This window comes from Streptomyces sp. NPDC059224 (assembly GCF_042754285.1).
Classification (GTDB): Bacteria; Actinomycetota; Actinomycetes; order Streptomycetales; family Streptomycetaceae; genus Streptomyces.
The window spans coordinates 196,488-220,396 of sequence record NZ_JBHZAN010000002.1; the positions used below are offsets into that span (position 1 = coordinate 196,488).

Annotated in this window: 25 protein-coding genes; 15 read left to right on the top strand and 10 right to left on the bottom strand. The window is 72.4% G+C overall.

Going from position 1 to position 23,909, the window contains the following annotated elements; translation table 11 throughout:
• Nucleotides 1-43: 43 nt before the first annotated feature.
• Together ACFXI4_RS03330 and ACFXI4_RS03335 are read right to left on the bottom strand one after the other, a co-directional pair.
• The gene (locus ACFXI4_RS03330; protein ID WP_384987722.1) at nt 44-904 is read right to left on the bottom strand and encodes an SMP-30/gluconolactonase/LRE family protein; all 861 of its coding nucleotides are present in this window, start codon (nt 902-904) and stop codon (nt 44-46) included.
• Nucleotides 901-1,674, bottom strand: a complete 774-nt coding sequence (locus tag ACFXI4_RS03335; RefSeq protein ID WP_384987724.1) for an IclR family transcriptional regulator — start codon at nt 1,672-1,674, stop codon at nt 901-903. Before ACFXI4_RS03335 ends, ACFXI4_RS03330 begins: the two co-directional genes overlap by 4 nt.
• Before the next feature lie 165 nt (nt 1,675-1,839).
• Between ACFXI4_RS03335 and ACFXI4_RS03340 the strand changes: the two genes are divergently transcribed.
• Nucleotides 1,840-2,394 carry a hypothetical protein gene (locus ACFXI4_RS03340; RefSeq protein ID WP_384987726.1) on the top strand — a complete coding sequence of 185 codons (555 nt, stop codon included), beginning with the start codon at nt 1,840-1,842 and terminating at the stop codon, nt 2,392-2,394.
• On the opposite strand, the gene ACFXI4_RS03345 is transcribed toward ACFXI4_RS03340, so the two are convergent.
• Nucleotides 2,375-3,247: a RimK family alpha-L-glutamate ligase gene (locus ACFXI4_RS03345; protein WP_384987728.1), complete on the bottom strand. Its 873-nt coding sequence runs from the start codon at nt 3,245-3,247 to the stop codon at nt 2,375-2,377. The genes ACFXI4_RS03340 and ACFXI4_RS03345 overlap by 20 nt on opposite strands.
• Before the next feature lie 157 nt (nt 3,248-3,404).
• Between ACFXI4_RS03345 and ACFXI4_RS03350 the strand changes: the two genes are divergently transcribed.
• The 6 genes from ACFXI4_RS03350 (at nt 3,405) to ACFXI4_RS03375 (ending at nt 11,495) form a co-directional block, all read left to right on the top strand.
• Nucleotides 3,405-4,490, top strand: coding sequence for a MerR family transcriptional regulator (locus tag ACFXI4_RS03350; RefSeq protein WP_384987730.1), 1,086 nt, complete (start codon nt 3,405-3,407; stop codon nt 4,488-4,490).
• A gap of 39 nt (nt 4,491-4,529) precedes the next feature.
• The gene (locus tag ACFXI4_RS03355) at nt 4,530-5,141 is read left to right on the top strand and encodes an O-methyltransferase (RefSeq protein WP_384987732.1); all 612 of its coding nucleotides are present in this window, start codon (nt 4,530-4,532) and stop codon (nt 5,139-5,141) included.
• A 97-nt stretch (nt 5,142-5,238) separates the two neighbouring features.
• Nucleotides 5,239-6,690, top strand: coding sequence for an acyl-CoA synthetase (locus ACFXI4_RS03360; RefSeq protein WP_384987734.1), 1,452 nt, complete (start codon nt 5,239-5,241; stop codon nt 6,688-6,690).
• Nucleotides 6,683-8,047, top strand: a complete 1,365-nt coding sequence (locus ACFXI4_RS03365; RefSeq protein ID WP_384987736.1) for a carboxyl transferase domain-containing protein — start codon at nt 6,683-6,685, stop codon at nt 8,045-8,047. Before ACFXI4_RS03360 ends, ACFXI4_RS03365 begins: the two co-directional genes overlap by 8 nt.
• A 217-nt stretch (nt 8,048-8,264) precedes the next feature.
• Nucleotides 8,265-9,302: a rod shape-determining protein gene (locus ACFXI4_RS03370; protein WP_362723509.1), complete on the top strand. Its 1,038-nt coding sequence runs from the start codon at nt 8,265-8,267 to the stop codon at nt 9,300-9,302.
• 69 nt (nt 9,303-9,371) lie between these two features.
• Complete coding sequence (locus ACFXI4_RS03375; protein WP_384987738.1) at nt 9,372-11,495, top strand: DPP IV N-terminal domain-containing protein; 2,124 nt, start codon at nt 9,372-9,374, stop codon at nt 11,493-11,495.
• Between the two features lie 21 nt (nt 11,496-11,516).
• Here ACFXI4_RS03375 and ACFXI4_RS03380 read toward each other — a convergent pair whose 3' ends face one another.
• The 3 genes from ACFXI4_RS03380 to ACFXI4_RS03390 all read right to left on the bottom strand — a co-directional run bounded on the left by ACFXI4_RS03380 (nt 11,517) and on the right by ACFXI4_RS03390 (nt 15,059).
• Nucleotides 11,517-12,086 (bottom strand): Clp protease N-terminal domain-containing protein, encoded by a 570-nt coding sequence (locus ACFXI4_RS03380; RefSeq protein WP_384987740.1) that lies wholly within the window; start codon nt 12,084-12,086, stop codon nt 11,517-11,519.
• 643 nt (nt 12,087-12,729) lie between these two features.
• A complete protein-coding gene (locus ACFXI4_RS03385; RefSeq protein WP_384987742.1) occupies nt 12,730-14,046 on the bottom strand; it encodes an alpha/beta hydrolase in 1,317 nt (438 codons plus the stop codon).
• A gap of 221 nt (nt 14,047-14,267) precedes the next feature.
• The gene (locus ACFXI4_RS03390; RefSeq protein ID WP_384987744.1) at nt 14,268-15,059 is read right to left on the bottom strand and encodes a hypothetical protein; all 792 of its coding nucleotides are present in this window, start codon (nt 15,057-15,059) and stop codon (nt 14,268-14,270) included.
• 274 nt (nt 15,060-15,333) lie between these two features.
• Here ACFXI4_RS03390 and ACFXI4_RS03395 point away from each other — a divergent pair, with 274 nt between their 5' ends.
• Genes ACFXI4_RS03395 through ACFXI4_RS03410 form a run of 4 tightly spaced genes read left to right on the top strand, consistent with a single transcriptional unit; the run spans nt 15,334 to nt 18,372 of the window.
• The gene (locus ACFXI4_RS03395; RefSeq protein WP_384987746.1) at nt 15,334-16,701 is read left to right on the top strand and encodes a GH25 family lysozyme; all 1,368 of its coding nucleotides are present in this window, start codon (nt 15,334-15,336) and stop codon (nt 16,699-16,701) included.
• Between the two features lie 26 nt (nt 16,702-16,727).
• The gene (locus tag ACFXI4_RS03400; RefSeq protein WP_362716701.1) at nt 16,728-17,132 is read left to right on the top strand and encodes a hypothetical protein; all 405 of its coding nucleotides are present in this window, start codon (nt 16,728-16,730) and stop codon (nt 17,130-17,132) included.
• Between the two features lie 37 nt (nt 17,133-17,169).
• Entirely contained in the window at nt 17,170-17,586 is a 417-nt protein-coding gene (locus tag ACFXI4_RS03405) for a hypothetical protein (RefSeq protein ID WP_384987749.1), read from the top strand.
• Nucleotides 17,587-17,622: 36 nt separating this feature from the next.
• Nucleotides 17,623-18,372 (top strand): D-Ala-D-Ala carboxypeptidase family metallohydrolase, encoded by a 750-nt coding sequence (locus ACFXI4_RS03410; RefSeq protein ID WP_384987751.1) that lies wholly within the window; start codon nt 17,623-17,625, stop codon nt 18,370-18,372.
• Nucleotides 18,373-18,433: 61 nt separating this feature from the next.
• On the opposite strand, the gene ACFXI4_RS03415 is transcribed toward ACFXI4_RS03410, so the two are convergent.
• Entirely contained in the window at nt 18,434-19,537 is a 1,104-nt protein-coding gene (locus tag ACFXI4_RS03415; protein ID WP_384987753.1) for a helix-turn-helix domain-containing protein, read from the bottom strand.
• A gap of 207 nt (nt 19,538-19,744) precedes the next feature.
• Between ACFXI4_RS03415 and ACFXI4_RS03420 the strand changes: the two genes are divergently transcribed.
• The 3 genes from ACFXI4_RS03420 (at nt 19,745) to ACFXI4_RS03430 (ending at nt 21,072) form a co-directional block, all read left to right on the top strand.
• Complete coding sequence (locus ACFXI4_RS03420; RefSeq protein WP_384987754.1) at nt 19,745-20,002, top strand: hypothetical protein; 258 nt, start codon at nt 19,745-19,747, stop codon at nt 20,000-20,002.
• Between the two features lie 396 nt (nt 20,003-20,398).
• Nucleotides 20,399-20,662, top strand: a complete 264-nt coding sequence (locus tag ACFXI4_RS03425) for a type II toxin-antitoxin system VapB family antitoxin (protein ID WP_384987756.1) — start codon at nt 20,399-20,401, stop codon at nt 20,660-20,662.
• The gene (locus tag ACFXI4_RS03430) at nt 20,659-21,072 is read left to right on the top strand and encodes a PIN domain nuclease (protein ID WP_384987758.1); all 414 of its coding nucleotides are present in this window, start codon (nt 20,659-20,661) and stop codon (nt 21,070-21,072) included. The genes ACFXI4_RS03425 and ACFXI4_RS03430 overlap by 4 nt, the downstream gene beginning before the upstream one ends.
• A 757-nt stretch (nt 21,073-21,829) precedes the next feature.
• On the opposite strand, the gene ACFXI4_RS03435 is transcribed toward ACFXI4_RS03430, so the two are convergent.
• Entirely contained in the window at nt 21,830-22,087 is a 258-nt protein-coding gene (locus ACFXI4_RS03435; protein ID WP_384987905.1) for a hypothetical protein, read from the bottom strand.
• Between the two features lie 167 nt (nt 22,088-22,254).
• The gene (locus ACFXI4_RS03440; protein WP_384987760.1) at nt 22,255-22,830 is read right to left on the bottom strand and encodes a DUF5994 family protein; all 576 of its coding nucleotides are present in this window, start codon (nt 22,828-22,830) and stop codon (nt 22,255-22,257) included.
• 284 nt (nt 22,831-23,114) lie between these two features.
• On the opposite strand from ACFXI4_RS03440, the gene ACFXI4_RS03445 reads away from it, so the two are divergent.
• Nucleotides 23,115-23,591, top strand: a complete 477-nt coding sequence (locus tag ACFXI4_RS03445; RefSeq protein ID WP_384987762.1) for a DUF5994 family protein — start codon at nt 23,115-23,117, stop codon at nt 23,589-23,591.
• Here ACFXI4_RS03445 and ACFXI4_RS03450 read toward each other — a convergent pair.
• Nucleotides 23,563-23,802, bottom strand: a complete 240-nt coding sequence (locus tag ACFXI4_RS03450; RefSeq protein WP_384987764.1) for a hypothetical protein — start codon at nt 23,800-23,802, stop codon at nt 23,563-23,565. The two genes, ACFXI4_RS03445 and ACFXI4_RS03450, sit on opposite strands and share 29 nt — an antisense overlap.
• Nucleotides 23,803-23,909: the final 107 nt, after the last annotated feature.

A 23,909-nucleotide genomic window follows, 5' to 3' on the forward strand; every position in this document is an offset into this window, starting at 1 on the left:
CACGGGGTGCGGGGCTGCGCCGAACGGACGGTCGAGGCGGCCGCTACCCCTGGAACGCCGGCTGGGCCACGCCCTTCCCCGCGCCCGGGATCACCAGCAGGGAACCCGCCGTCGGATCCGGCCGGTCCAGCCCCACCCGAGCCGTCGTCACGTACAGGTCGGTCAGGCCTGCGCCCCCGAACGCACAGGCCGTCGTCAGCGTCGCCGGCAGGCTGATCACCCGGTCCAGCTCGCCGTCAGGGGTGTAGCGGCGCACCGCTCCCCCGCCCCACAGCGCCACCCACACACAGCCCTCCGCGTCGACCGTCAGCCCGTCGGGATAACCGGCCCCCTCCTCGATGGTCACCAACGGACGCCGGTTGGAGGGGAGTTCACCGTCGTAGTCGAAGACGTCCACCCGGCACGTCGGCGTGTCGACGTAGTACACGCGGCTGCCGTCCGGGCTCCAGCCCGTCCCGTTGCTGACCGTGACGTCGGGCAGCAGCGTGGTCACCGAGCCGTCGCCGGTCACCCGGGACAGCGTGCCGCCGCCCACCCTCTCGTCGTAGCGCATCGTGCCCGCCCACAGAGAGCCGTCCGGCGCCACCGCCGCGTCGTTGGCGCGGCGGCCGGCGACCGGCTCGCGGTGCAGCCAACGGAACGTGTCGTCGGGGTCGAGGAGACCGACCCCGTCGCGGAGGTTGAGGACCAGTCCGCCGTTCGCGCGGGGCTTGACCGCGCCGATGTGCTGCTCCGCGGTGCGGATCGTACGACGGTCCGTGACCGGGTCGTAGGTGTGGATCCGCGCGCCCAGGACGTCGATCCAGACGAGGCGGCCGGTGGCCGCGTCCCACGTCGGGCCCTCGCCCAGCGTGGCCTCCGCGGCCACCGCGACCTCGTACGACGTGTACGTGTTCGTCGTCATGCCAGGCTCCGGTGACCGAGGCGCTCGGAGAGTTCCGCGGCGCCCTTGGCCGCGAGCTGTTCCAGCTCGACCCGGCGCTCGTCGCTCCAGCGGATCATCGGCACCGAGATGGACAGCGCCGCGACCACCTGGCCGGTGCGGTCGCGGACCGGCGCGGCGACACAGGAGACGTCCGGGTTGGACTCCCGGCTCTCCACGGCGATGCCCCGGGCGCGGATCCCGGTGAGGGCCTCGCGCAGCACCCCCGGCTCGGTGATGCTGTTCGGGGTCATCGCGACGAGGTCGGCGTCGTCCGGGATGCGCGCGGTCAGCTCCTGCTCCGGCAGCGAGGCCAGCAGCATCTTGCCGACCGAGGTGCAGTGGGCGGGGAGCCGGCGGCCGGCGGCGGAGACCATGCGGACCGCGTGCGTGGAGTCGACCTTGGCGATGTAGATGACGTCGGTCCCTTCGAGGATCGCCACGTGCACGGTCTCGTCGCAGGTCTCGGCGACGGACCGGGCGACCTGCTGTCCCTCGGCGGCGACGTCGAGCTGCTCGGCGTACCGGCTGCCGAGCTGGTACGGGCGGACACCGAGCCGGTATCGTCCGGGCTGTCCGGGTACGGACACGATGTACGACCGGGCGGAGAGCGTGGTGACCAGTTCGTGCACGGTGGTGCGCGGCAGCTGGAGTCTGCGCACTATGTCGGGGGCGGAGAGAGTCCCGTCCCCGTCGAGGAAGAGCTCAAGAATGTCGAGAGCCCGGGTCACGGCAGGCACGAGGCGTCCCACGTCCGGCCCCCTCCCTTGGGTCTAGGCGCCAGATATCGTCGGAACCGCGGGAGCCGTTCGAGATATCAACAGGCGATCGGCATGACGAACACAGGCTAGCCATCGAGGATTGCCCGGGCAATGGCCGGGAACCAGCCGGGTATCCGTATGTGCACCATGGGTGGCATGCAACTGGACTTCCAGCTGGTGCTGCTGCGCCGCATGGCCGACCACAACCCGGACCTGGTCGAGGACGCCCGGCGCACGCTGGGCGCGTCGATCGCGGACATGCGCGAGGCCAACAGGCGGTGGCAGGCGATGGCCCGTTCGCCCCGGTCCCGCTCGGCGGCGGCCCGCTACCGCTCGGTCCTCGGCCCGCCCGGCTCCGAGACCAGCCGCACCGTCGGCGACCTGGAGTGCACGGCCTGGCAGTGGCCGCTCCCCCTGTGGCCCACCCTCCGCTTCGAGGTCATGGTCGGCCCCGGGAGCGCGGTGTGGAACGAATGGCTGGTCCGCGCCCCCGGCGCCGCCGCCCCGAGGCTGGAGACCCTCGACGACCTCGCCCCCTGGTCCTGCACGGTCGACGAGGCGGCCCGCGCCTTCGCCCCGGCCCGCCCTCTGGAGGGCACGGCCCCGACCCGCTGGGGCCTCACCTTCCAGGTCCCCGACGGCCGTCGGGTGGTCGCGGAGTTCACCTGGGGCCTGCTCCAGCGCACGGCGGTCATCGACGCGCCGCGGTGAGGACCGCCTCCGCCACCCCGGCCACCGATCCGGGATGCAGGAAGAGGAACAGGTTCGGCTCGACCAGTTCCAGCTCCATCACCTGAGGCCGTCCCTCCGCCCCGTCGACCAGGTCCACCCGGGCGTACAGCAGCTCGGGCGCCTCCGGTACGGCGGCCAACGCGCCCTGCGCGACCGCGAGTTCGGCCGGGGTCGGATCCCACCGCGCCAGGTCGGGGTGGGCGACCTTGTCCGCGTCGTACGCCGTGCCCGCGGTGAGGACAGCCCGCTTGCGGCTGGCGTGCAGCAGCCGGCCGCCGAAGAACTGCAGCGCCCGCTCACCGCTGACGTCGATCCCGGCGACGTACGGCTGGACCATCGCCGTCAGCCCCTCGTCGTGCATCCGGGCCAGCTGCCGTACCGCCGTCCCGTGCTCGCCCGGCGTGTAGCGGGCGGCGAACCGGGCGCCGGCGCCGAAGGTGGGCTTGACCACGAAGTCACCGTCGAACGGCAGCTCGACGGGGTCGCCCGGCGCGAGATACCGGGTCGGCACGACGGGCACACCGGCCGCCGCCAGCTCACCGAGATACCGTTTGTCGCTGTTCCAGCGGATCACGGCGGCCGGGTTCGCGATCCGGGTCGCCTTCCCCACCCGCTCCACCCACGGCAGGAACTCCGCCGTGCGCCAGCTGTAGTCCCAGGTGGAGCGGACGACGACCAGGTCGAAGGCGCCCCACTCGACGTCCGGGTCGTCCCAGGGACGGGCAACCGCGTCCGCCCCCGCCGCGGTCAGCGCGCGCAGCAGCACCGGCAGGTCCTGGTCCTTGCTCGGCTCCGCGCCGGGATCGTAGGTGGCGAGCGCTATCCGGGGCACGGCGGGAGCTCCCTCGTCCTGGTGACGGCCGGTGTTCCGGCCCGTCGCAGGCTAACCACTCCGGCCCGCCGCACCGCAACCGCGGCCGCCCTGTTGACCTTCACCCTCGGTGAAGCCCCAGCATCGGTGGCGGACGTCGAGGAACGTGAGGTACGGCATGAAGTGGCTGACCATCGGCGCCTTCGCGAAGGCCTGCCGGCTGTCGCCGAAGGCACTGCGGCTGTACGACGAGCTGGACCTGCTGCGGCCCGCCCGGGTCGACCCGGAGACCGGCTACCGGTACTACGCCGCCGAGCAGCTCGAAGCCGCCCGGCTGGTGGCCTGGCTGCGCCGGCTGGGGATGCCGCTGGCGCGGATCCGCGAGGTGTGCGGGCTGCCCGCCGGCCGGGCCGCTCAGGAGATCCGGGCGTACTGGGCCCGGGTCGAGGCGGAGACCGCCGTACGAGGCGACCTGGCCGCGTTCCTCGTCGACCATCTGTCGGGTGAATCGAGAAGGGACACGACCGCCATGCTGGAGTTGCGTTACGCCGCCCACTCGGACCGGGGGCACGTCCGGCCGGCCAACCAGGACACCGTGTACGCGGGGCGCCGGCTGCTGGCCGTCGCCGACGGGTGCGGGGCCGCCGGGGCGTCGGCCAGTGCGGCCGCCGTGCGGGCGCTGAAGTTCCTGGAGGACGCCGAGCTTTCGGCGGGCAACGTGCTGAACCTCCTGGACGACGCGGTGCGTTCGGCGCGTGAGGCCGTGCGGGAGGCGGCGGAGGGCAGTACGGACGCCGGTACGACACTCACCGCGCTGCTGTGGACCGGGTCCCGGCTGGCGCTGGTGCACATCGGGGACTCGCGGGCGTATCTGCTGCGCGACGGGGAGCTGTTCCGCATCACCCACGACCACAGTGTGGTGCAGTCCCTGATCGACGAGGGCCGGCTGGCACCGGAGGAGGCCGGCAGCCATCCGCAGCGGATGCTGCTCGCCAAGGCGTTGTCGGGCGGCGCGTCGTCCGGCACGCCGGATCTGAAGCTGCACGAGGCCCGGGGCGGGGACCGGTATCTGCTGTGCTCGGACGGGTTGAGCAGGGAGGTCTGCGACCGGCGGATCCGGGAGTTGCTGGGGGGCGGAGGTGAGTTGGCGGATGTGGCACGGGGGTTGGTGGACGAGGCGAATGCGGTGGGCGGTGCTGACAACGTGAGCGTCGTCGTCGCTGACGTGGTGTTTGCCACCCGTCCACCCGCCTCGGCCGGATGAGAGGCGTGCGGGGAGCCCTCGTCAGGTAGGAAGTGCGGCATGACCGTTCACGGCACCGACGCCCATGCCGGCCTTCCCGGCCTCCCGCCCCTCGTCCGGCGTGCCGTCGACGCCGCCCGCGCCCGGGGCTTCGCCCACTCCTGCCGCCCGGAGCAGGGGCGGCTGCTCCAGGTGCTCGCCGGTGGTGCGCCCGGGCGGATCGGGGAGACCGGGACCGGGCTGGGGGTCGGGCTGGCCTGGCTGGCCTCCGGGGCCCGGGCCGGCGTCCGGCTCGTCAGCGTGGAACGGGACGCGGGGCGGGCCCGGGCGGCCGCCGGGGTCTTCGCCGCGCACCCCGAGGTGACGGTGGTCCACGGTGACTGGCGGGACATCGCGGCCCACGGCCCGTTCGACCTGCTGGTCCTGGACGGCGGTGGGCAGGGCAAGAGCCCCGGCGACCACCCCGCCGACGTGGAGCGACTCCTGACCCCCGGCGGCACGGTCGTCGTCGACGACTTCACCCCTTCCCCGCGCTGGCCGCCCCTGCACGAGGGCATGCCGGACCGGGCACGCCTGCACTGGCTGGAACACCCCGCGCTGCGGGCCGTAGAGGTGCGGCTCGCGCCCGATCTGTGCGCCGTCGTGGCGACTCTCGACGCACGCCGGCGGTGACCGGAGGCGGTCGGCCGGTGCGGGTGGGACGGCCCCGCAGGCGGCGACTGGTGTAGGAAGGGGGCTGTCGAGGTTCCGACCGGTGAGGAGTCGTCGCGTGTCCTTTCTCTTTCCGGCCCTGGTGGACGGTCCGGGCGAAGGCCGTGGGCGGGTCGCCCTGCGGTTCGGCGCACGGTCGCTGACGTACGGGCAGCTCGCCGCCGCCGCGGGCGACCTCGCCGGCCGTATCGCGGACGCCGACCGGGTCGCCGTGTGGGCGACCCCGGAACTGGAGACGGCCGTCGCCGTCGTCGGCACCCTGCTCGCCGGCCGGGCCGCCGTTCCGCTCAACCCCAGGTCGGGCGAGAAGGAACTCGCGCACATCCTCTGCGACAGCGCGCCGGCCGCGGTGCTGGCCGCCCCGCAGGCCGCGCTCCCCGCGGCCCTGGCCGGCCTGCCGCGTATCGACGTCGACGTGCGGGCCGCCGGCCCGGTCCCCGAGGACCGCACCACCGAGGCCGACCCCGCCCTCGTCGTCTACACCTCCGGCACCACAGGGCCGCCCAAGGGCGCCGTCCTGCCGCGCCGGGCGCTCGCCACGACCCTGGACGCGCTCGCCGACGCCTGGCAGTGGACCGGGGACGACGTGCTGGTGCACGGGCTGCCGTTGTTCCATGTGCACGGGCTGGTGCTGGGCGTCCTCGGACCGCTGCGGCGCGGCGGCAGCGTCCGGCACCTCGGGCGGTTCGACACCGACGGCGTGACCCGCGAGCTGAACGACGGCGCGACCATGATGTTCGGCGTCCCCACCATGTACCACCGGATCGCCGAGGCACTGCCCGCCGACCCGGCGCTGGCCAAGGCCCTCGGCCGGGCCCGGCTGCTGGTCTCCGGGTCGGCCGCGCTGCCCGTCCACGACCACGAGCGGATCGCGGCCGCGACCGGGCGGCGGGTCGTCGAGCGGTACGGCATGACGGAGACGCTGATGAACACCAGTGTCCGCGCGGACGGTGAGGCCCGGGCGGGGACCGTGGGCGTGCCGCTGCCGGGGGTGGAGCTGCGGCTGGTGGAGGAGGACGGGACGGCGATCGCCCGCTACGACGGGGAGACCGTCGGGGAGATCCAGGTGCGCGGCCCGAACCTGTTCACCGAGTACCTCAACCGCCCCGACGCCACCGCCGCCGCGTTCACCGCCGACGGCTGGTTCCGGACCGGCGACATGGCCGTGCGCGAGCCGGACGGCTATGTGCGGATCGTCGGCCGCAAGGCCACCGACCTGATCAAGAGCGGCGGTTACAAGATCGGGGCGGGTGAGATCGAGAACGCGCTCCTGGAGTTCCCGGGGGTGCGGGAGGCCGCCGTCACCGGGGAGCCGGACGCGGACCTGGGCGAGCGGATCGTCGCCTGGATCGTCCCCGAGGATCCGCAGTCCCCGCCCGGAGAGCGGGAGCTGGCGGACCATGTGGCCGGCCGGCTCGCCCCGCACAAGCGTCCGCGTGTCGTCCGCTACCTGGACGCCCTCCCCCGCAACGACATGGGGAAGATCATGAAGCGGGCCCTCGGTGCCTGAGAACCGCGCGGTCCGGCTCTCCGCCCGGCAGTTCCTCGACCTCGTCGCCGACCCCGGCACCTTCGCCGAACTCCCGCCCCCGGCACGGGAGTCCCGGCCCGACGGCCCGCTCGGCTGGCAGGGCTACGACGCCTCCCGCGCCCGCGCAGCCGAACGCACCGGCGAGGAGGAGTCCGTCGTCGTCGGCACCGCGCGCGTCGAGGGCACGGCGGCCGTGCTGATCGTGTTCGAGTTCGGGTTCCTCGGCGGCTCGCTGGGCGAGCGGACCGGGGACCGGCTGGAGGCGGCGTACCGGCATGCCCGCGGGCACCGGCTCCCGGTGGTGCCGCTGGTGGCCACCGGCGGCAGCCGGATGCAGGAGGGCATGCTCGCACTGTCCCAGCTCCAGCGGGTGGCCCGGCAGTCGGCACTCACCCGGGAGGCGGGGCTGCCGCAGATCGCGGTCCTGCGCGATCCGACGACCGGCGGCGGCTGGGCCACCCTGGGCGCCGGTGCCGACGTCATCCTGGCGCTGCCCGGGGCGCAGGTGGGCTTCGCGGGCTCCCGGGTCCGCCCGGCGGACGCGGATCCGGCCGCGTACACCGCGTACGCGCAGCTCGCGGCGGGTTCGGCGGACGCCGTGGTGCCGCTGGACGAGCTGAAGGCGGCGCTCGGGCTGTGGCTGCGGCTGCTCACCAACCCGGCCACGGTCCCCGCGGCCCCGCCGGACGCCCTGGGCGGCACCGGGCTGCCCGGCACCGGATGGCAGGCCGTCCTGCGGGCCCGGGATCCTCGCAGGCCGCGTGCGCAGGCCTACCTGGACGCCTGCTTCGGCGACCGCCGGGTCGCCCTGGTCGGCGACCGGTGCGGCGGCGCGGATCCGGAGGGGATGCTGTGCGGGTTCGGCGAGCGGGACGGCCGTACCGTCGCCTTCGCCGCGCAGACAGGCACGGCGACCCGGCCGGCCGGATACCGGACCGCCAGCCGCCTGATACGGCTCGCCGACCGGCTCGGGATCCCCGTGCTGACCCTCGTCGACACCCCGGGCGCCGCCAACGACGCCGAGGCGGAACGGCAGGGCGTGGGCGCGGCGATCGCGGAGCTGTTCGGCGAGGTGGCGGCGGCCCGGACGCCGATCACCACCCTGGTCATCGGCGAGGGCGGCTCGGGCGGGGCGCTGGCGCTGGCCGCGCCCGGCAACACCTGGGCCACGCCGGACAGTTACTTCTCGGTCATCGCTCCGGAGCTAGCGGCGGCGATCCTCAAGCGGACCCCGGAGGAGGCCGAGGCCACCGCCGGCCAGCTGCGGATCCGGCCGCAGGACCTGGTGGAGCTGGGCGTGATCCGGGGCATCGCCGGTCACCCCGGCCCCGAGTGACCTCTCCCGGGTGACCGGGGGTCCCCCGGGTGGTGCCGTCGCCGTACGACACCCCGACGAGCCCGGCGCCCGGTGACGGGGAAACCCCCCGTTCAGCCGTTGCCCCACCCGGCCCCCTCCCGAAGGCGCGCCGCCTGGATCCCCCGGAGGATGCGAAGCAGGCCGCCGACCGGCGGTGCCACCGCGTACGGCCCGCGCACACTCGGGAGGATCTGCCGTGACCGTCAGTCTGGAGCAGTTGCGCCGCTGCCATTTCGCCGTCGATCTGGGGGCCGCCCGCACCCGGGTGTACGTGAAGGGCATGGGCCTGGTCGTCGACCAGCCTTCCGTGGCCGCCGTGAACACGCGGACCGGTGCCCTGATCGCCGTGGGCGAGTTCGCGGAGAAGATGACGGGCCGGACACCCGACTACATCCGCGTGGTGCGCCCCATCTCGGGCGGTACCGTCGTCGACATCGAGATCGCCCAGCGGATGCTGCGCCATCTGCTCGGCGACAAGATCCGGCGCTCCCTGCGCCGAAAGCCCCGGCTGCGCGCGGCGGCCTGCACCCCGCACGACGCGGATCCGCTGGCCCAGCGGGCGACCATCGAGACGCTGGCGGGGCTGGGGGCGCGGCGGGTGGAGCTGGTCGACACGCTGATCGCCGCCGCGGTGGGGTGCGGGATGCCGGTCGAGCGGCCCGAGGCCACCATGATCCTGGTCTGCGGGGCCGCGGCGACCCAGGTCGCGGTGCTCTCCCTCGGGTCGATCGTGTGCGCCGAGCGGCTGCCGGTGGGCGGCGAGGCCGTGGACCGCGCGATCGTGCAGCACCTGCGGCACGAGCACGAACTGATGCTGCCGAGCCAGTCGGTACGGCCCCTGCAGCTCGCCCTGTGCGGGAACGGCCTCACCCCGGACGGCCCGGCCTCCACCGAGATCCACGGGCGGGACGTGGCCACCGGCCTCGCCCGCAGCGTACGGGTCGACACCGCCGCGGTACGCGATGCCATCCACACGCCGCTCACCGGCGTGCTGGACGGGATCGGCAAGGTGCTGCGGGACTGCCCGCCCGATCTGGTCGCCGACCTCGCCGACCGCGGGATCATGATGGTCGGCGGCTCGGCGCTGCTGCCGGGTTTCGACCAGTTGCTGCGCGAGGCCACCGGCATGCCGGTACACATCGCGGAACGGCCGGACGTGTGCGTCGTCCACGGCATCGGCGCGATGCTGGAGGGCCGCATCGAACCCCTGGTGCTGAACCCCCTGGCCGCCTAGCCCCCCACGCCGGACCGGACCGTACAACTGCCGTGCGGCACGCGGTCGGCGGGTGCCACAGTGTCGGGCATGGTGATCTCCCCGCTGCTGCGGCAGCTCGCCCGCACCCGTCGCTTCACCCTCGGCGCTCCCGCCCGTTTCACCGTGGCGCCGGACGGAGCCCGTGTCCTGTTCCTGCGGAGCCGGGCCGGAGACGATCCCGTCGGGTGTCTGTGGTCGCTCGACCCCGCATCCGGTGCGGAGCACCTGCTGGCCGACCCCGCCGGGCTGCTCGACGGCGCGGCCGACGAGGTGCCGGAGGAGGAACGCGTCCGGCGCGAGCGCGCCCGCCAGGCGGCCTCCGGGATCACCGACTACGCCACCGACGCGGCCGTCCGGCTCGCCGCGTTCGCGGTCTCCGGGCAGCTGTGGGTGGTGGACACCGGCTCCGGCGCGGTCCGGCGGCTGCCCGCACGCCGGCCGGTGATCGACCCGCGCCCGTCCCCTGACGGCCGTCACGTCGCCTACGTCTCGCACGGCGCGCTCCGGGTGATCGGAGCCGACGGCGGCGAGGACCGTGCGGTGGCCGAGCCCGGGCCGGCGGAGGGTCCGGACGTCTTCTTCGGCCTGCCGGAGCATGTGGCGAGCGAGTCGATGGGCCGCCACCGGGCGTACTGGTGGGCGCCGGACGGGGAGCGGCTGCTGACCACCCGGGTGGACAACCGGGAGGTCGCGCTCTGGTACGTCACCGACCCGGCCGACCCCGCCAGACCGCCGCGCTCCATGCGCTACCCGCGGGTCGGCACCGCCAACGCCGACGTCACCCTGTGGATCACCGACCTGGCGGGCGGCCGTACCGAGGTCCGCTGGGACCGGGCCGGCTTCGAGTACCTGCCGGTGGCCGGCTGGGACGGGCACGGTCCGTTCGCCGCCGTACTCAGCCGCGACCAGCGCACGCTCCGGGTCCTGGCCGTCGACCCTGCGGACGGCGCGACGAGCCTGCTGGCCGAGCGGCACGACGAGCGCTGGGTGGAGCTGCTGGTGCCCGGGGTGCCCGCGCGGACCGCCTCCGGTCTGCTCGTCGACCACCTGGACCTGGACGAGACCCGGCACCTGGCCGTCGACGGCGCGCCGGTGACCCCGGAGGGCCTGCAACTGCACGAGGTGCTCGCGGTGGACGGCGAGACGGTGTTCTTCGTGGCCTCCGCGGAACCCACCGAGCGCCATGTGTGGACCTACCGCCGGGGTGAGGGCGTCCGTCGGCTGACCGGGCAGCCGGGCGTGCACACGGGCGCTCACGGCGGTGGCACGCTGGTCCTCACCACGCGATCGCCGGACCGGCCGGGCTCGTACACCACCGTGTGCCGGCCGGCCGGCGACGGTCGACCGGGACCGGCCGGCCGCGCGCCCGTCGAGATCGTCTCGCACACCCAACAGCCGCTGCTGGAGCTGCGCTTCGAGTCCGCCGCCGTCGGGCCGCGCGCCCTGCGCACGCGCCTCTTCCTGCCGTCCTGGCACCGGACCGGTGCTGCCCCGCTGCCGGTGCTGGTCGACCCCTACGGCGGGCCCGCGATGCAGAAGGTGCTGGCCGAACAGGCCGGTCACGCCTTCGTCTCGCAGTGGTTCGCCGAACAGGGCTTCGCGGTGCTGGTGGTGGACGGGGCGGGGACGCCCGGGCGCGGGCCTCGCTGGGAGAAGGAGATCTTCGGCGACCTGATCGGCCCGGCCCTGGACGACCAGGTCGCCGCACTGCGGCTGACTGCCGGGCGCCACCGGGAGCTGGACCTCGGCCGGGTCGGGATCCGCGGCTGGTCGTTCGGCGGGACGCTGGCCGCGGCCGCGGTGCTGCGCCGGCCCGACGTCTTCCACGCCGCGGTGGCCGGCGCGCCGCTCACCGACCAGCGTCTCTACGACGCCTGCTGGAAGGAGCGCTTCCTCGGTCCGCCCGACCGGTACCCCAAGCGCTACGAGCTGTCGTCGCTGCTCGCCGACGCTCCGCAGCTCAGCCGCCCGCTGCTGCTGACGCACGGGCTGGGGGACGACAACGCCTTCGTGGCCAACACGTTGCTGCTGTCCCGTGCCCTGCTGGCCGCGGGGCGGCCGCACGAGGTGCTGCCGCTCAGCGGGATGACACACTCCGCGCCGGCCGGCGACACGTTCGCGCGGCTGCTCGGGCACCAACTGGAGTTCCTCCGGCGGCACCTGGGGGGCTGACCGGGCCGGGCGGGGGTTTGGTCAGCGACGGCCGGGTGTGGTGGACCGGCGGGCGATGCCGGCCTGGACCGACTCGCGCAGCTCGTCCGGCGTGAAGCCGAGGTCGCGCAGGATCCGTGCGGCCGGGCTCCCGTCGGTGCGGATCAGGCCCAGGAGCATGTGCTCCGTGCCGACCCGGTCGTGGCCCAGGTCGGCGGAGGCGCGGAGTGTCTGCTCGATGGCCTCGTTGCTCTCCGGGCGGAACGGGATGTGCCCCCGCAGCGCCTTGCGACCGGCAGGCGGCAGCGCTTTTCCGATCGCGTCGCGGATGCGCTGCTCCGACTCGGTCTTGGCGACCGGCACCTCGTACGCCAGGAGTTGCTGGGCGGCCTGTTTGGTCACCCCGACGGCGTCGTCGATCTCGGTCCAGGACGCGCCGGTCTGCTTGGCCTTGCTGACGTAGTGGTCGATGAGCTGGTCACCGAGGCCGGACAGGGTCTGGGACCACAGCCGGGCCTCGCTGACCCGGGCGAGCGGGTCGGCTTCAGGAAGTTCCTCGTCGAGTCGGGCGATCAGGTCGGCGAGGCTGATGTCGAGTGACTCATGCGTCAATCTTGAATTGACGACCTGTGACCGTCAATCCGTGATTGACGGTCGGTCGGGACCAAGGCCCGCCCTGAGGCGGGTGTTGTGCGGCCCGCGGACAGCCCCTCGCCTAGTACGGGAGGATCCGCCCGGAAGGCGTCCTGCGGTCGATCTCCTGCCCCCGGGGAGCGGGCCGACGAACAACGCGTACGCGGATCCGACCGTCCATGACGCCCTCCTCATTGCCGAGCCCTGACCGGGCCTGCCGTCCGGTAGGAGGGCCATGCCCCGCGACCGGCACCTCCAAGCCTCATGAGCGCCGCGAGTTGGCAAACCGTCTTCCCCCTGCCCATCACCTCCCTCCGGGAACCGGGCCGCCGCCGGACCCGTCGCGTGACACTCCCGCAACGCGACGTCATCCGTACGTAACGACCGGGGACTTGGCGGCGGTCAGCCGCGCCGGGGCGGCCGGACCCGAGCACCCGTCTCGCGCGGGCCTCCCCCGCCTCCGGCCTGGCGTGGGCCTCGGCCGCCGAGGCCGGCGGCAGCACCTCGGTGGCGCGCGGGCGCGGCAGCCCGCCGGCCGGCAGCCGGCCGACATGGGCGGCGGCCTCGGCGAGTTCGCCGGCGCGGGCAGAGGACGGTTCTCCGCCGGTGACCCGGCCGTACGTCAGCGGCGGGCCGTGGCGGTGGAGCTGGGTTCCGTGCCCTCCGCGCGGAGCGAACCGCGGCCGGAGCCGGGGGTGCGGGCGGGCCGGGGCGTGGCGTCGGCCTCGGTCGCCTGCTTCCTCGCGTGGTGCCGGGGTACGACGTCCTGCGGGAAGGTCAGCTGGCCGTTCATCCACTTCAGGGCGGCGGGCATCTCCCGTACCCAGGTGGGGAAGTTGTGGCTGCCGTCCTCCGGGAGGATCGAGACGACCCGCATGGGCGCCCGGACGGCCTTGATGAAGGCCTGCGTCTCGGGGTAACCCTTCTCGCCGTGCTTGCTGTTGGCGACCAGGACCGAGACCTGCGGGACGGGCAGGTGCTTCAGCCGCCACATCAGGTCATGGCCGTCGACCCGTGCCTGGCGGCCCGGACCGCTGCCGAAGAGGTTGCCGGTGGTGGGGTCGTCCTTGACCTTGTAGTCCGGGGACAGGGCGGCGGCCGTGGTGTAGACGCCGGGGTCGCGCATCGTGAGCTGGAGGGCGCAACTGCCGCCCGAGGAGTACCCCATGACGCCCCAGGAACTCGCGTCGTGCCCGGCCCGGTAGGCGGACCTGATCGCCTCCGGCAGGTCCTTGGCCAGGAACGTCTCGGTCTGCGGTCCGCCGGGGACGTCCACGCACTCGGTGTCGCGCGGCGGGGCGATCGTGGGCCGGATCATCACCATGATCGTCGGCTGCATCTGGCCCTTGCCCTGCAGTTCCCCGGCGGTCTGCGAGACCCGCAGGTGCTGCGCGAGGTTGAAGATGCTGCCCGGGTAGCCGCTCAGCGCGACGATCACCGGGAACCGCATGCGGTGGTAGGCCTTCTGGAAGTACTGCGGCGGCAGATAGACGAAGGCCGGGTCGACCACGCCGGTGCGCCTGCCGACGATCTTAACGGATTCCACCCGGCCGACGGCCGCGGCCGGTCCGTCCGGCAGTCCGCTGACCCGGTTCAGCTGCTGGTCGCCCGCGGGCTGTACGAGCGCGCCGTGGACGCTGCTTATGCCGTTCACCGAGCCGTCGCCGCTTCCGCCGGCCGCCTGCGTGACGCCGACGGGAGCGGTGTCGACGTCGCCGAACAGTTCGTTCCAGGAACCGAAGAACTGGTACGACGAGTTCACCGCGCACGCGAACGCCGCGACGATGGTCACCTGGGTGACGGCGACGCCCCCGAGCCGCCCCAGCACCGGCCACAGCCCCGGCCTGGCGAAGCGCGGCCACAGCCAGACCAGCAGCGCCACACAGAGGGCGGCCAGCGCCACCGTCGCGTATACGGTCGTTCGACTGGTCAAACCCATGTCGTTCAGTCCCTGACTTCCCTGCCCGTGCGTATGCCCTACGCACAGGAGGAGGGCGGAAGAGCCTTTCCCGTTCCGTAACGAGCGATTCAGGCAAAAGACATTGCCTGTTCCTTTATGTCGCAGGGTGATCGGCTTCGGCCCGGGTCCGGGCGGCCGCGGGCACGTCCCGGAGTGCTCCGCCACGCCCCCGGCGGATCCCGTCCGCCGGGGGCGCTCGCTCACCTGACGTCGACGAAGTCGCCCGCGGCGGTGGCCGGACCGGTGGTGGCGGTGCCGGGGAAGAGGAAGCGGAAGAAGCCGTCCGTCCGCGCCGTGGTGGTGGTCCGCAGCGCGCCGCGGCTGCCACTGGTGACGGTCTTCAGGGTGGTGTACGTGGAACTGCCCTTCTTGCGGAACTGCAGCCGTACCGGCTGTCCCCGGTAGCCGGCGTAGCCGCCGCTCTCCCAGTCGGCGCGGGTGAGCCCGCCGGTGACCGTGACGGTCCTGCCCTTCTTCACCGGCTCGGGCGCGGCGTTCACCGTCACCCTGGCCAGCCGCTGGACCCGGGCCGTGCCGGCGACGTCGGTCTCCGTCCAGTCGTCGCCGGTGTCCTGCGCCCCGGCGAGCACCTTCCAGGTGCCGGCGAGAGCGTTGTGGCGGAAGTCCCGTGCGGCGTCCACGGCGAAACTCACCTTGCAGGTGACGGTGGTGCGGTCGGCGGAGGCCGCCGTGCACGTTCCCGGCTGCGGGTAGAGCGGCAGGATGCCGTCGGCGTCGTCGGTGTTCGGACCGTGCCACAGATAGGCCCAGGACGCGGCGACGCCGTCCGGGTCCGCGGCCGTCCAGCTGATGGTCACGGTCCTCCTGGTGGTCAGGCCGAGTACGACGGGCCTGCCGCCGTTGACGACGACGTCCGAGAACGCCGTACCGCCCGACGCGGTCGCGGCGTCCGCCCGGGCGGCTGCCGGAACCACGGACGTGTAGGAACAAGCGGCAAGGGACAACAGCACGACGGCCGCACGCACACGCATGGACTCCCCCTCGGGATCGACGGCCTCACCGGCTCCGTACGGCAGGCCTGATGACGGGTCATGCCGACTAGACACACGAGAGCCGGTCCCGGTTGCCCCCGGTCTGCGCCGCCCCGTCCCAGGCGCATCCCAGCGGTGATCCGTCCCCGCAGATCACAGGCGTGCCACTGTCCCGGCGTCCCGGCCGAAGAGAAGCCGGGCCCGTTCGGGACGAGCCCTGCCAGCCTGATCCCTGCCGGGAGCTCCCGGCCACCAACCTGAGGGGGAACACCAGATGGGACAGAGGACGCTTCTGCGGGGTCTGACCCTCGCCGTGGCAGCGGTCCTGCCCCTGTACGGGCCGACGGCGGTACAGGCGGCACACGCGGCACAGGCGGCGGAGTCCGCCGCGGCCGCCGCGGTCTCGGTCTGCGGGCACACCAGCGCACAGCCCACCCTGCGGCAGGGATCGACGGGAGACCCGGCCGTCGAGGCTCAGTGCGAACTCAATCTGGCGACCAAGCCGAGCCAGTACACGCCGATCGCGGCGGACGGCTCGTTCGGACCGGCGACGGAGACGCGGGTCGAGGAGTTCCAGCGGTGCGCCGGCCTGGACGCGGACGGCGTGCTCGGCCCGCAGACCTGGGCGGCGCTGAACACCTGGGCCGCACAACCGCACACCTGCGCGACCCGGGGCACGCCGGGCACGGCACAGGCGGCCGTGTGCGGCCACACCGACACCCGGCCGAGCCTGCAGAAGGGCGCGAAGGGCACCGAGGTCGAGGAGGCGCAGTGCCGGCTGAACCTGGCCATGGAGCCCTTCCACTACCCGCCGCTGACGATCGACGGTGACTTCGGGGGCGGCACCGAGAGCCGGGTCATCGAGTTCCAGCACTGCGCCAACCTCGGTGCCGACGGCGTCGTGGGCCCCAACACCTGGGCGAAACTGGTGGACTGGTCCAGTCGTCAGGCGTACTGCACGCCACCGCGCCCGGCCGGCCACCCGGTCGACGGACTGGACACCGCCAAGTACCAGCACCCCGGCGGCGCGCCGATCGACTGGAAGGCCGTCAGGGCCTCGGGGGCCGAGTTCGCGACGGTCAAGGCCACCCGCGGGCTGAACGTCACCGACGAATACCTCGCCACCGACCTCCCGGCGGCCAGGGCGGCGGGGCTGGCCGTCGCGCCCTACCACTTCTACACGGGCACCGCGGCCGGCACCGGTGCCGCGCAGGCCGACCGGTTCATCGCCGCCGTGCAGGCGACCGGCTACACCGGGCAGCGGACGGGCGACCTGCCGCCGGTGTTCGACCTGGAGCGCATGGACGACGGCAGCGGGCGCTGCCCCACCTACGGCACGGTGGCCGACGCCAGGGCCTGGCTCGACAAGGTGGAGGCGGCCTTCGGCCGCACGCCGATCATCTACACCCAGAAGTCCTTCCTGGACGACTGCCTGGGTTCGACCACCGCCTTCGCCCGGTATCCGCTGCAACTCGCGGACTACCGCCAGTCGATCACCCAGCCGCCGGTACCGAACGGCTCGACGACCTGGGCGATGTGGCAGTACACCGACGCGGCGCTGTTCCCGGGCATCAAGGCACCGGCGACCGCGGACGTGTTCAACGGCACCCAGGCCGACCTCGACCGGCTGGCCAACCGCTGATCCCGGCCGTACCAAGGAGGATCCCGATGACCACCCGGACCACCCGGCCCACCCGGTTCGCACGCGCGTCCCTGGTCGCGCTGTTCGTCACCGTGGGCTTCACCGCTCCCGCACACACCGCCTCGGCCGCCACGGCGGCCACGAGCTGCTACGGCGGGGCCGTCACCGTGCGCTACGGGGACGTCCTCGACTTCGGCCCCTACTGGACCACCAGCCGCTGCACCGACATCAACATGCGGGTCACCGGCGGAACCGCGGAGTACGTGAACGCCTGCGTGAAGTTCGCGAAGACCGGCGTCTGCAACCGCTGGACCAAGGTCGGCCGCGGCTGGACGACCATCGCCACCGACGTCCTGGACGGCACCAAGTTCACGGTGCCCAACGGCGTGCCCCTGGAGGGCGACGACGCCGTCGTACAGATCGCCTTCTGACCCTCGTCCTCTGCCCTCGCACGGAACGGAGACCACCATGGTCCGGAGCAGGATCCTGCCCGCGGCCCTGATCGCCGCGGCCGCCCTGCTGGGAGCGGGCGTCGCGCCCGCCTCCGCAGGGACCTCGGCCGCCGCCACCAGCTGCTACGGCGGCGCGAAGACCCTGACGTACCACTACCAGGCGGCCGCCAAGGAGTACGGCACCTACACCACGTCCTCGCGGTGCAACGACATCAACCTGCGGCTCGTCACGGACGAGCCGGGCGTGTACCTGGACGCCTGCGTGGTGTTCACCGACCACACCACCAAGTGCAACAACGGCGACGCGTACACCACCCACGGTACCGAGTGGGGGACCGTCGCCACCGACGTCCTGGACGGCACCCACTTCGTCCTGCGCGTGCACGCCTACGACACCGACGCGCAGAACGTGACCTTCCAGATCGCCTACTGACCCCTCCTCTTCGCGCCTCTTCCCGAAAGGACGACCATGTCTTCCTCCTTCCGCCCCATCGACCGCCGCACCATGCTGCGCGGCACGCTGGCCGCCGGTGCCGGCGTCGCCTTCGGCCAGCTGCTGTTCCCGGGTGTCGCGCAGGCCTATTCGTGGTCGCGCACGCTGACCCAGGGCGCGACGGGCGCCGACGTGACGGAACTGCAGATCCGGGTCGCGGGCTGGGCCGCGGACAGCGCCAGCCAGAGCCGGGTGGGCATAGACGGGGAGTTCGGCCCCGGTACGGCGGCCGCCGTGCGCCGGTTCCAGGCGGCCTACGGCCTCAGCGTCGACGCCGAGGTCGGACCCAACACCCAGGCCAAGCTCAACTCGCTGGAGCAGTCGGACGGTTCCACGCTGCACTTCAACTGGAGCGAGTTCTACAACCAGACGGACGGCACCTTCAACGGCGGCAAGCTGAGCGCGTCGCAGGTGAAGGAGAACGTCCGCCGCTGCATGTACAAGCTGGAGGCGCTGCGCAAGAAGCTCGGCGACAAGCCGATCACGGTCAACTCCGGCTTCCGCAGCATCGCGCACAACGCCGACATCGGCGGCGCGAGCGACAGCATGCACCTGTACGGCACGGCCGCCGACCTGGACGTGTCCGGCGTGGCCACCAAGACCGTCTACCAGAAGGCGGAGACCTGCGGGTTCTCCGGGCTGGAGACGTACACCGTCGACCACCAGCACGTCGACAGCCGGGCCGACCTCGGCCGCGCCTGGTGGTGGGAGAACGGCACGGTCTGATCGCGCTCCCGGGGGAGCGGAGCTCCGGGTACCGCCGCTTCGGTACCCGGAGCTCCGGGCTTCATCTCTTCGGTACGGGCGTGCTGTGGGACGTGCTCTTCAGCGCCGCCTCGCAGGAGGGCCAGTCGTGGAAGTCGTGCCGTACGCTCCACAGGCGATGGGCCGCCCTGATGTTCCAGTCCGGGTCGAACGCCCGCAGCGGGGTGCCGTGGAGTTCCCGCAGGCGCGCGTCGGAGATCTGGAACACGCCCCAGTTGCGGCTGCCGTTGGTGTTGGGCAGTACGTACAGCGGGTCGAGGAAGGACGCGCAGCGGGCCACGGCCACGGCGGTCCCGGGATCTTCGACGAACACCTCACGGACCCGTTTCGCCACCCTCGCCGACGACCACGTGGTCATGCTCACCTTCCGCGCGTAGAGCGCCTTCTTGGTGGCGTCGTCGACCACGTTGGTGGCGGGCAGACCCGCGAGCACCTGGAACGCGGTCAGCCGGCGCAGGGTCTCCGGCCCGAAGTCCCCGTCGATGGCGAGCCTCCCCTCGGCCCGCGTCAACAGGGTCTGCACCTCCCGCACGCACTCGTCGTGCTGCCCCATGCTCACCGACTTGCAGGCAGGGGAGTACAGCAGCTCGCCGTCGGTCGCCGGCGCGTCACCGGCGATGCTTCCGACCGGCATCCACACGAACCCGGCCACCAGCACCACCGCGGCAACGGCGGCCAGTATCGCGGAACGTGAGGACAGCTTGTCCGGGAACCGGTACCGCCGCGGCTTCGCGGTCCTTTCAGGGACGGTCTCCGCCGGGGTGACATCACCCGGCGCCGGGCTCGCCGGCACCTCCGCGGCAGGCACCTCCGCCCCGTCGGCCGCCACCCCCGCCTCGGGCTCCGGGTCCTCCTTGACGGTCGCGGCCGGTACGTCCCGGTCGGTGTCCGCCAGCGCCCACAGCCGGTGGAGTTCGCGGAGCTCCTCCGCGCTCGCGCCGCACACCTTGGCGAAGGCGTGCACCACCCGGTAGTCCGCCGGAACGCTGAGCCCCGAGCAGTACCGATGCAGGCTGGAACCGCTGACGCCCGCCTCCTTCCCGAGACGGTCGTACCCCCGGCCGCTGCGGTCCTTCAGCATCCGGAGGTGGGCGGCGAACTTGTCGGTCCGCGGAGAGGCAACCATACGTCCCCCCTTGCTCAAGCCTCTACTGACGGGTAGAAGCTACACCGCGGGATTGGGGCGCGTACGTTCTTTCGATATCGCCCTGCGGTCATCAACTCCCGTCCCTGCATTCATATTTGACAGTACGTCAACAAGGCCCGCCTGCACTTCTTCGCCGGCCGGCGCGAGGACGCACCGCGAGCCCTCACCGACACCGTCCGCACCCGAGTGACCTGCACCAAGCAGGCGGACATCGCGCCGCGCGGGGACATTCGGGAATCCCCTATCCGCGATCTCGAGCCGGCCCACCAGGAACTGGAGCACGATCCCGCTCTCGCCAAGGTGAGAATCGCCGTAACGGGACTGCTCCTGCTGGACCGGCGGGCCGGCCACACCCCCGGACCGCTTCGAACTCAAGTCAGCCGGGCTCCTGATCGCATCGGCGCCCGCGAAGAGGCCCGTCACATCGAATCTCTCTCGGCCTGAGCCGACTGCGCGGCGAAGCAGCCTTCTACAGCGCCGTCACCGTACAGCGACCATCAGGTGGGCACCTCGCGACGCTCGCAGATCCTGACATGAGAACCGTCCGGCCCCCTCCGATCGTCACCGGGCAACTCCGGGCGGTGGCCCGCAGGCGGAAGACAGCCCAGGCGCGAACAGCACGCGCCTTCACACCCGCTTCGATCCCGAGACACGCGGGCCGAGCCCTCCGCCCCGTCCTGGAATATCGCCTCGATCCGCCAGGGCCTGCCCGAACTCCACTCCCCGCCGATCGGCCAGTCCCTGGCCCACACGAACGGTTGTGACGCGCACGTCAGAATATACAAACGATCTTGTATCTTGATACACTTCACCTGATACACGCAGATGGAGGAGGCCACCATGAGCCGGACGGTCATCGATCTCGACGACGAGGCACTGGAAGCAGCCGCCAGAGAACTCGGCACCACCACCAAACGCGACACCATCAACACAGCTCTGCGGGAAGTCACGGCCCGCTACCGGCGCCTGCGCTCACTCGACGAAGCCCGTGAACTGGTGGCCGAGGGCGCTCTGGACATCGGCCTGCTGCTGGACAAGAGCGCATACCGCCCCACGAGCGCGGGCGCGGCGGACGATGACCGCGACGCCGGAGCGCACGAGTGACAGTCGCCGACTACCTCATCGACACCTCCGCCCTTGCGCGCGTCCTGCTCCGCCAGAACACGGCCGAATGGGACGACAGGATCGCCGCCGGCCTCGTCGCGATCTGCGACCTCACCGAACTGGAAGTCCTCTACTCAGCCCGTTCGGCCACGGACCGCGCCCGCTTGAAGGCCGCACTCGACGCCCACTACGCCTGGTGCCCCATGCCCGACGGCGTCTACCGCCGCTCCCGCGTCATCCAGGAACAGCTGACCGCCAAGGGAGAACACCGCAGTGCGGGCCCGGTGGACCTCCTGGTCGCCGCAGCCGCGGAAGAAGCGGGACTCACCCTCCTCCACTACGACAGGGACTTCGAAACCATCGCCCGCAGGACAGGGCAGCCGGTCCGCACGATCGACCTCAGGCAGTAAAGCTCGCGCGGTGCCGACGGGCGCCGAGCTTCTGACCGACCCTGCCGCCTGGGCCGTCTCCCGACCACAAAGGTCAGCGGGCGACACCACTGCCGGATCCTCGCATCCAGCCGGCGTCCAGAATCCGACGTCCAGACGCTCGCACAGCCCACCCACGACGCCATTCTCCGGCCACAGGCCGATACGTCTGCGCAGGTCGAAGCGATCCCAACACACACTGACGGCCCCAGAGTTGAACTCACGAGCAGCGGATCCAGCCTCGCAGCTCAAAGTCCTGCATCCGCACGCCAGATGAAACGTCTCCCCAGGTCAAAGCCCTGCGCAGTGTGGCGGGTGGTGGGACTCGAACCCGCGGCCGACGGAATACGGGTCCATCGGGGATCTTGGCGATCCTTGTCGATCGATGCCAATCTTGGCCGTCTTCCCAGCTCAGACGGGATTTGACATCTCCCCCCTTCTCAGCCCTTGTCAGTGTCTTCCGACCCTTGCAGGGCAGGTGGATCGTCCCCCAAGCGCGCGGGGATCACCGGAGCGCAGGGAAATCCGGCACACGAAGGCCGAGGAGGAAGAACACGACCGAAGGCCCTCGCGCACACGTGAAGGGCCTGGCGGGTGGGTAGCCAGTGCTCCAGTCCGGTCTCCGAATCCCCAAGATCAAATGCCTGGCGCCAACGGCTGTACCACTGGCCCCTGGCACGACGAGGCGGTGACCGCGTCCTTCCCTGTGCGGGGCGGGTTCCGGGGCCCGTGGGGGCTCTCAGGTCTCGTCGGCGTGGGCGCCGGTGCCGACGGAGCTCCGGCTGGCGGCCAGCCAGGAGCGGGCGGGGCCGGCGGGTGTTGCCGTGTCCACGGTGAGGTGGAGGCGGGTGGCGCCGTCCGGGCCGGGATAGCTGCGCTGTTCCGCTCCGGCGAAGCAGTGGCGAAGCGCCTCCGCGACCGCTCGGGCGGCTTGGGGCGTGTGCGCGATGATCCGTACCTCGGCGTGCCCGAGCGATGCCGGTGTCTGGGTCTCGATGTACTTCACGTGGGCGTGTTCCCTTCGGGGTGGGCGAGAAGCCGGGAGGTCCCGGCAGGGGGGGTCGCTGAAGTGGTAGGCCGCGATCCGTGCGCCGTGCTGGGCATTGAGCAGGTGGATCGGGCGCATCCCGATACCGATCGCGAGGACGATCACCGCGATGACTGTCACCTCCGGCCGTTTCCGGACAGTGGGAGGGCCCTTCGCCGCATTGGCACCCCGAAGGGGGACATGCAGGCCCCGCCTTCGCCCTCCCAGGTGGCCTCCCGGAGCACGGCGTCACGGATGCCGCGCCCCATGACGGCCTCGTTGCTCATCAGGACGCCCGCGGTGAGGACGCTGCCCGGGATCGCTGCGGCGGACATCAGCCGGGCCGCGGCCGCGGGTGCGGTCTCGGGCGGGACGACGAGGAGGTCCCAGCGCCCGACGGTGTAGGAGAGCAGGATGAGCTTGTCGGGGTCCTGTTCTGTGAACCAGCCCACGTGCAGCATGCGCCCGCCAACAGCAACCGTGTGCGGCACGACGGGCCAGCGGGTGGGGTTCACGGTCACGCGCGTGATGCGGCCCCAGGGAATCTCCAGGGCGGCGGCGAGCCGTGGAAGCTCGGCTTCGAGGTCGCGGGAGTAGGGCCACCAGGCCCCGTCCAGCTGGCCGGCGAGCGTGGTCTTCGGGGTGAGGGACAAGCGTGCCGGAAGCTCTGCGGCGAGGTCGCGGGGCGCGGTCCGGTCGAGGGTCGTGGTCATGATGCGGACCTGCCCCCGGGCTGCCCGTCGGCAGCCCGGTTTTTCGTGTTCGCCGGAGATGACACCCGCGTGAAAGCCGGTGTGCGAAGTACCTCCGGTGCTTTCACTGTACGCCTGTTCGGCGAACCTTGACCGCCGTGACCAGGTATTTTCCGGCGGATGCCGGATCGGGCGGCGGGAGTATCGTGAAACGACGGCGGGCTCGTGCACGTCGGGGGCAGGCACCGGCGTCGGCCGCGAACTGCGACGACGCACCGCCGCACCCCAGAGACGGGCAGACTCACATGGCTGACACCGACCTTCCCCACCCGCCCCGGCTGCTGCTGCCGGACGCGATCCACCAGGCGGTCGAACCGGGTACGGCCCTGCTGCGGCTGGAGACCACGCGGTCCCGGGAGGGACTCCTGGACGGCGCGTGGTGGCCCCGTACCCGCGACATCGAGACCGAGCTGCCCGCGCTGATCAGCGTGTTGACCGGGCATCTTGGACCGATCACCCGCGTGGGCGTGGACGCGGCCGCCTGGAACGGCCTCCCGACTCGCCTGGTCATCGACGACCAGGTCGTGCACCTCGACTCCGACCCGGTCGGCGACAACACCGTCCTCATCACCCGGGGCCACAACGACCACTTCGCCCTGTTGGTGGTTCCCCCGGACACCACCGCCGACGCCGCCCGCGAGGCGATGGCCCGCGCCGTCCGCGCCGACAACATCACCGAGGCCGCTCAGATCCTCATCGCCACCACACCCAAACCTGAATAGGACCAGGTCGTTGGCCGACCGAGGGGTTCTTGCCCGCGTTCTTCCCGGTCTTGAGGGTGAGCTTCTTCGCAATGAGCATGTCGTCGTCGATGATCTTGGGGTGTCCGCCGTGGTTTCCTTTGGCCGCTGAGGTGACCCGGCCTTTCGAGGTTCTTCTCCGAATGCAGTTGCGCTCGATCTGACCGGCGACGGTGAGGACGGCGAAGAACACGGTTCGGTCAGTTGTGACGCTCTACCGCCAATGCGGCCTGACCGGCGGGAGATCCATGGCGGCAGTCTCCCAGAAGCACCTCGCACAACATGTCGGTTTCGAGAGGA

Excerpts from the sequence above, each read along its gene's own strand:
- ACFXI4_RS03400 (WP_362716701.1), top strand. The coding sequence starts at position 16,728 with ATGACCACCCGGACCACCCGGCCCACCCGGTTCGCACGCGCGTCCCTG.
- ACFXI4_RS03405 (WP_384987749.1), top strand. The coding sequence starts at position 17,170 with ATGGTCCGGAGCAGGATCCTGCCCGCGGCCCTGATCGCCGCGGCCGCC.
- ACFXI4_RS03375 (WP_384987738.1), top strand. The coding sequence starts at position 9,372 with ATGGTGATCTCCCCGCTGCTGCGGCAGCTCGCCCGCACCCGTCGCTTC.
- ACFXI4_RS03415 (WP_384987753.1), bottom strand. The coding sequence starts at position 19,537 with ATGGTTGCCTCTCCGCGGACCGACAAGTTCGCCGCCCACCTCCGGATG.
- ACFXI4_RS03350 (WP_384987730.1), top strand. The coding sequence starts at position 3,405 with ATGAAGTGGCTGACCATCGGCGCCTTCGCGAAGGCCTGCCGGCTGTCG.
- ACFXI4_RS03330 (WP_384987722.1), bottom strand. The coding sequence starts at position 904 with ATGACGACGAACACGTACACGTCGTACGAGGTCGCGGTGGCCGCGGAG.
- ACFXI4_RS03445 (WP_384987762.1), top strand. The coding sequence starts at position 23,115 with ATGGCTGACACCGACCTTCCCCACCCGCCCCGGCTGCTGCTGCCGGAC.
- ACFXI4_RS03355 (WP_384987732.1), top strand. The coding sequence starts at position 4,530 with ATGACCGTTCACGGCACCGACGCCCATGCCGGCCTTCCCGGCCTCCCG.
- ACFXI4_RS03385 (WP_384987742.1), bottom strand. The coding sequence starts at position 14,046 with ATGGGTTTGACCAGTCGAACGACCGTATACGCGACGGTGGCGCTGGCC.
- ACFXI4_RS03425 (WP_384987756.1), top strand. The coding sequence starts at position 20,399 with ATGAGCCGGACGGTCATCGATCTCGACGACGAGGCACTGGAAGCAGCC.
- ACFXI4_RS03390 (WP_384987744.1), bottom strand. The coding sequence starts at position 15,059 with ATGCGTGTGCGTGCGGCCGTCGTGCTGTTGTCCCTTGCCGCTTGTTCC.
- ACFXI4_RS03340 (WP_384987726.1), top strand. The coding sequence starts at position 1,840 with ATGCAACTGGACTTCCAGCTGGTGCTGCTGCGCCGCATGGCCGACCAC.
- ACFXI4_RS03410 (WP_384987751.1), top strand. The coding sequence starts at position 17,623 with ATGTCTTCCTCCTTCCGCCCCATCGACCGCCGCACCATGCTGCGCGGC.
- ACFXI4_RS03395 (WP_384987746.1), top strand. The coding sequence starts at position 15,334 with ATGGGACAGAGGACGCTTCTGCGGGGTCTGACCCTCGCCGTGGCAGCG.
- ACFXI4_RS03440 (WP_384987760.1), bottom strand. The coding sequence starts at position 22,830 with ATGACCACGACCCTCGACCGGACCGCGCCCCGCGACCTCGCCGCAGAG.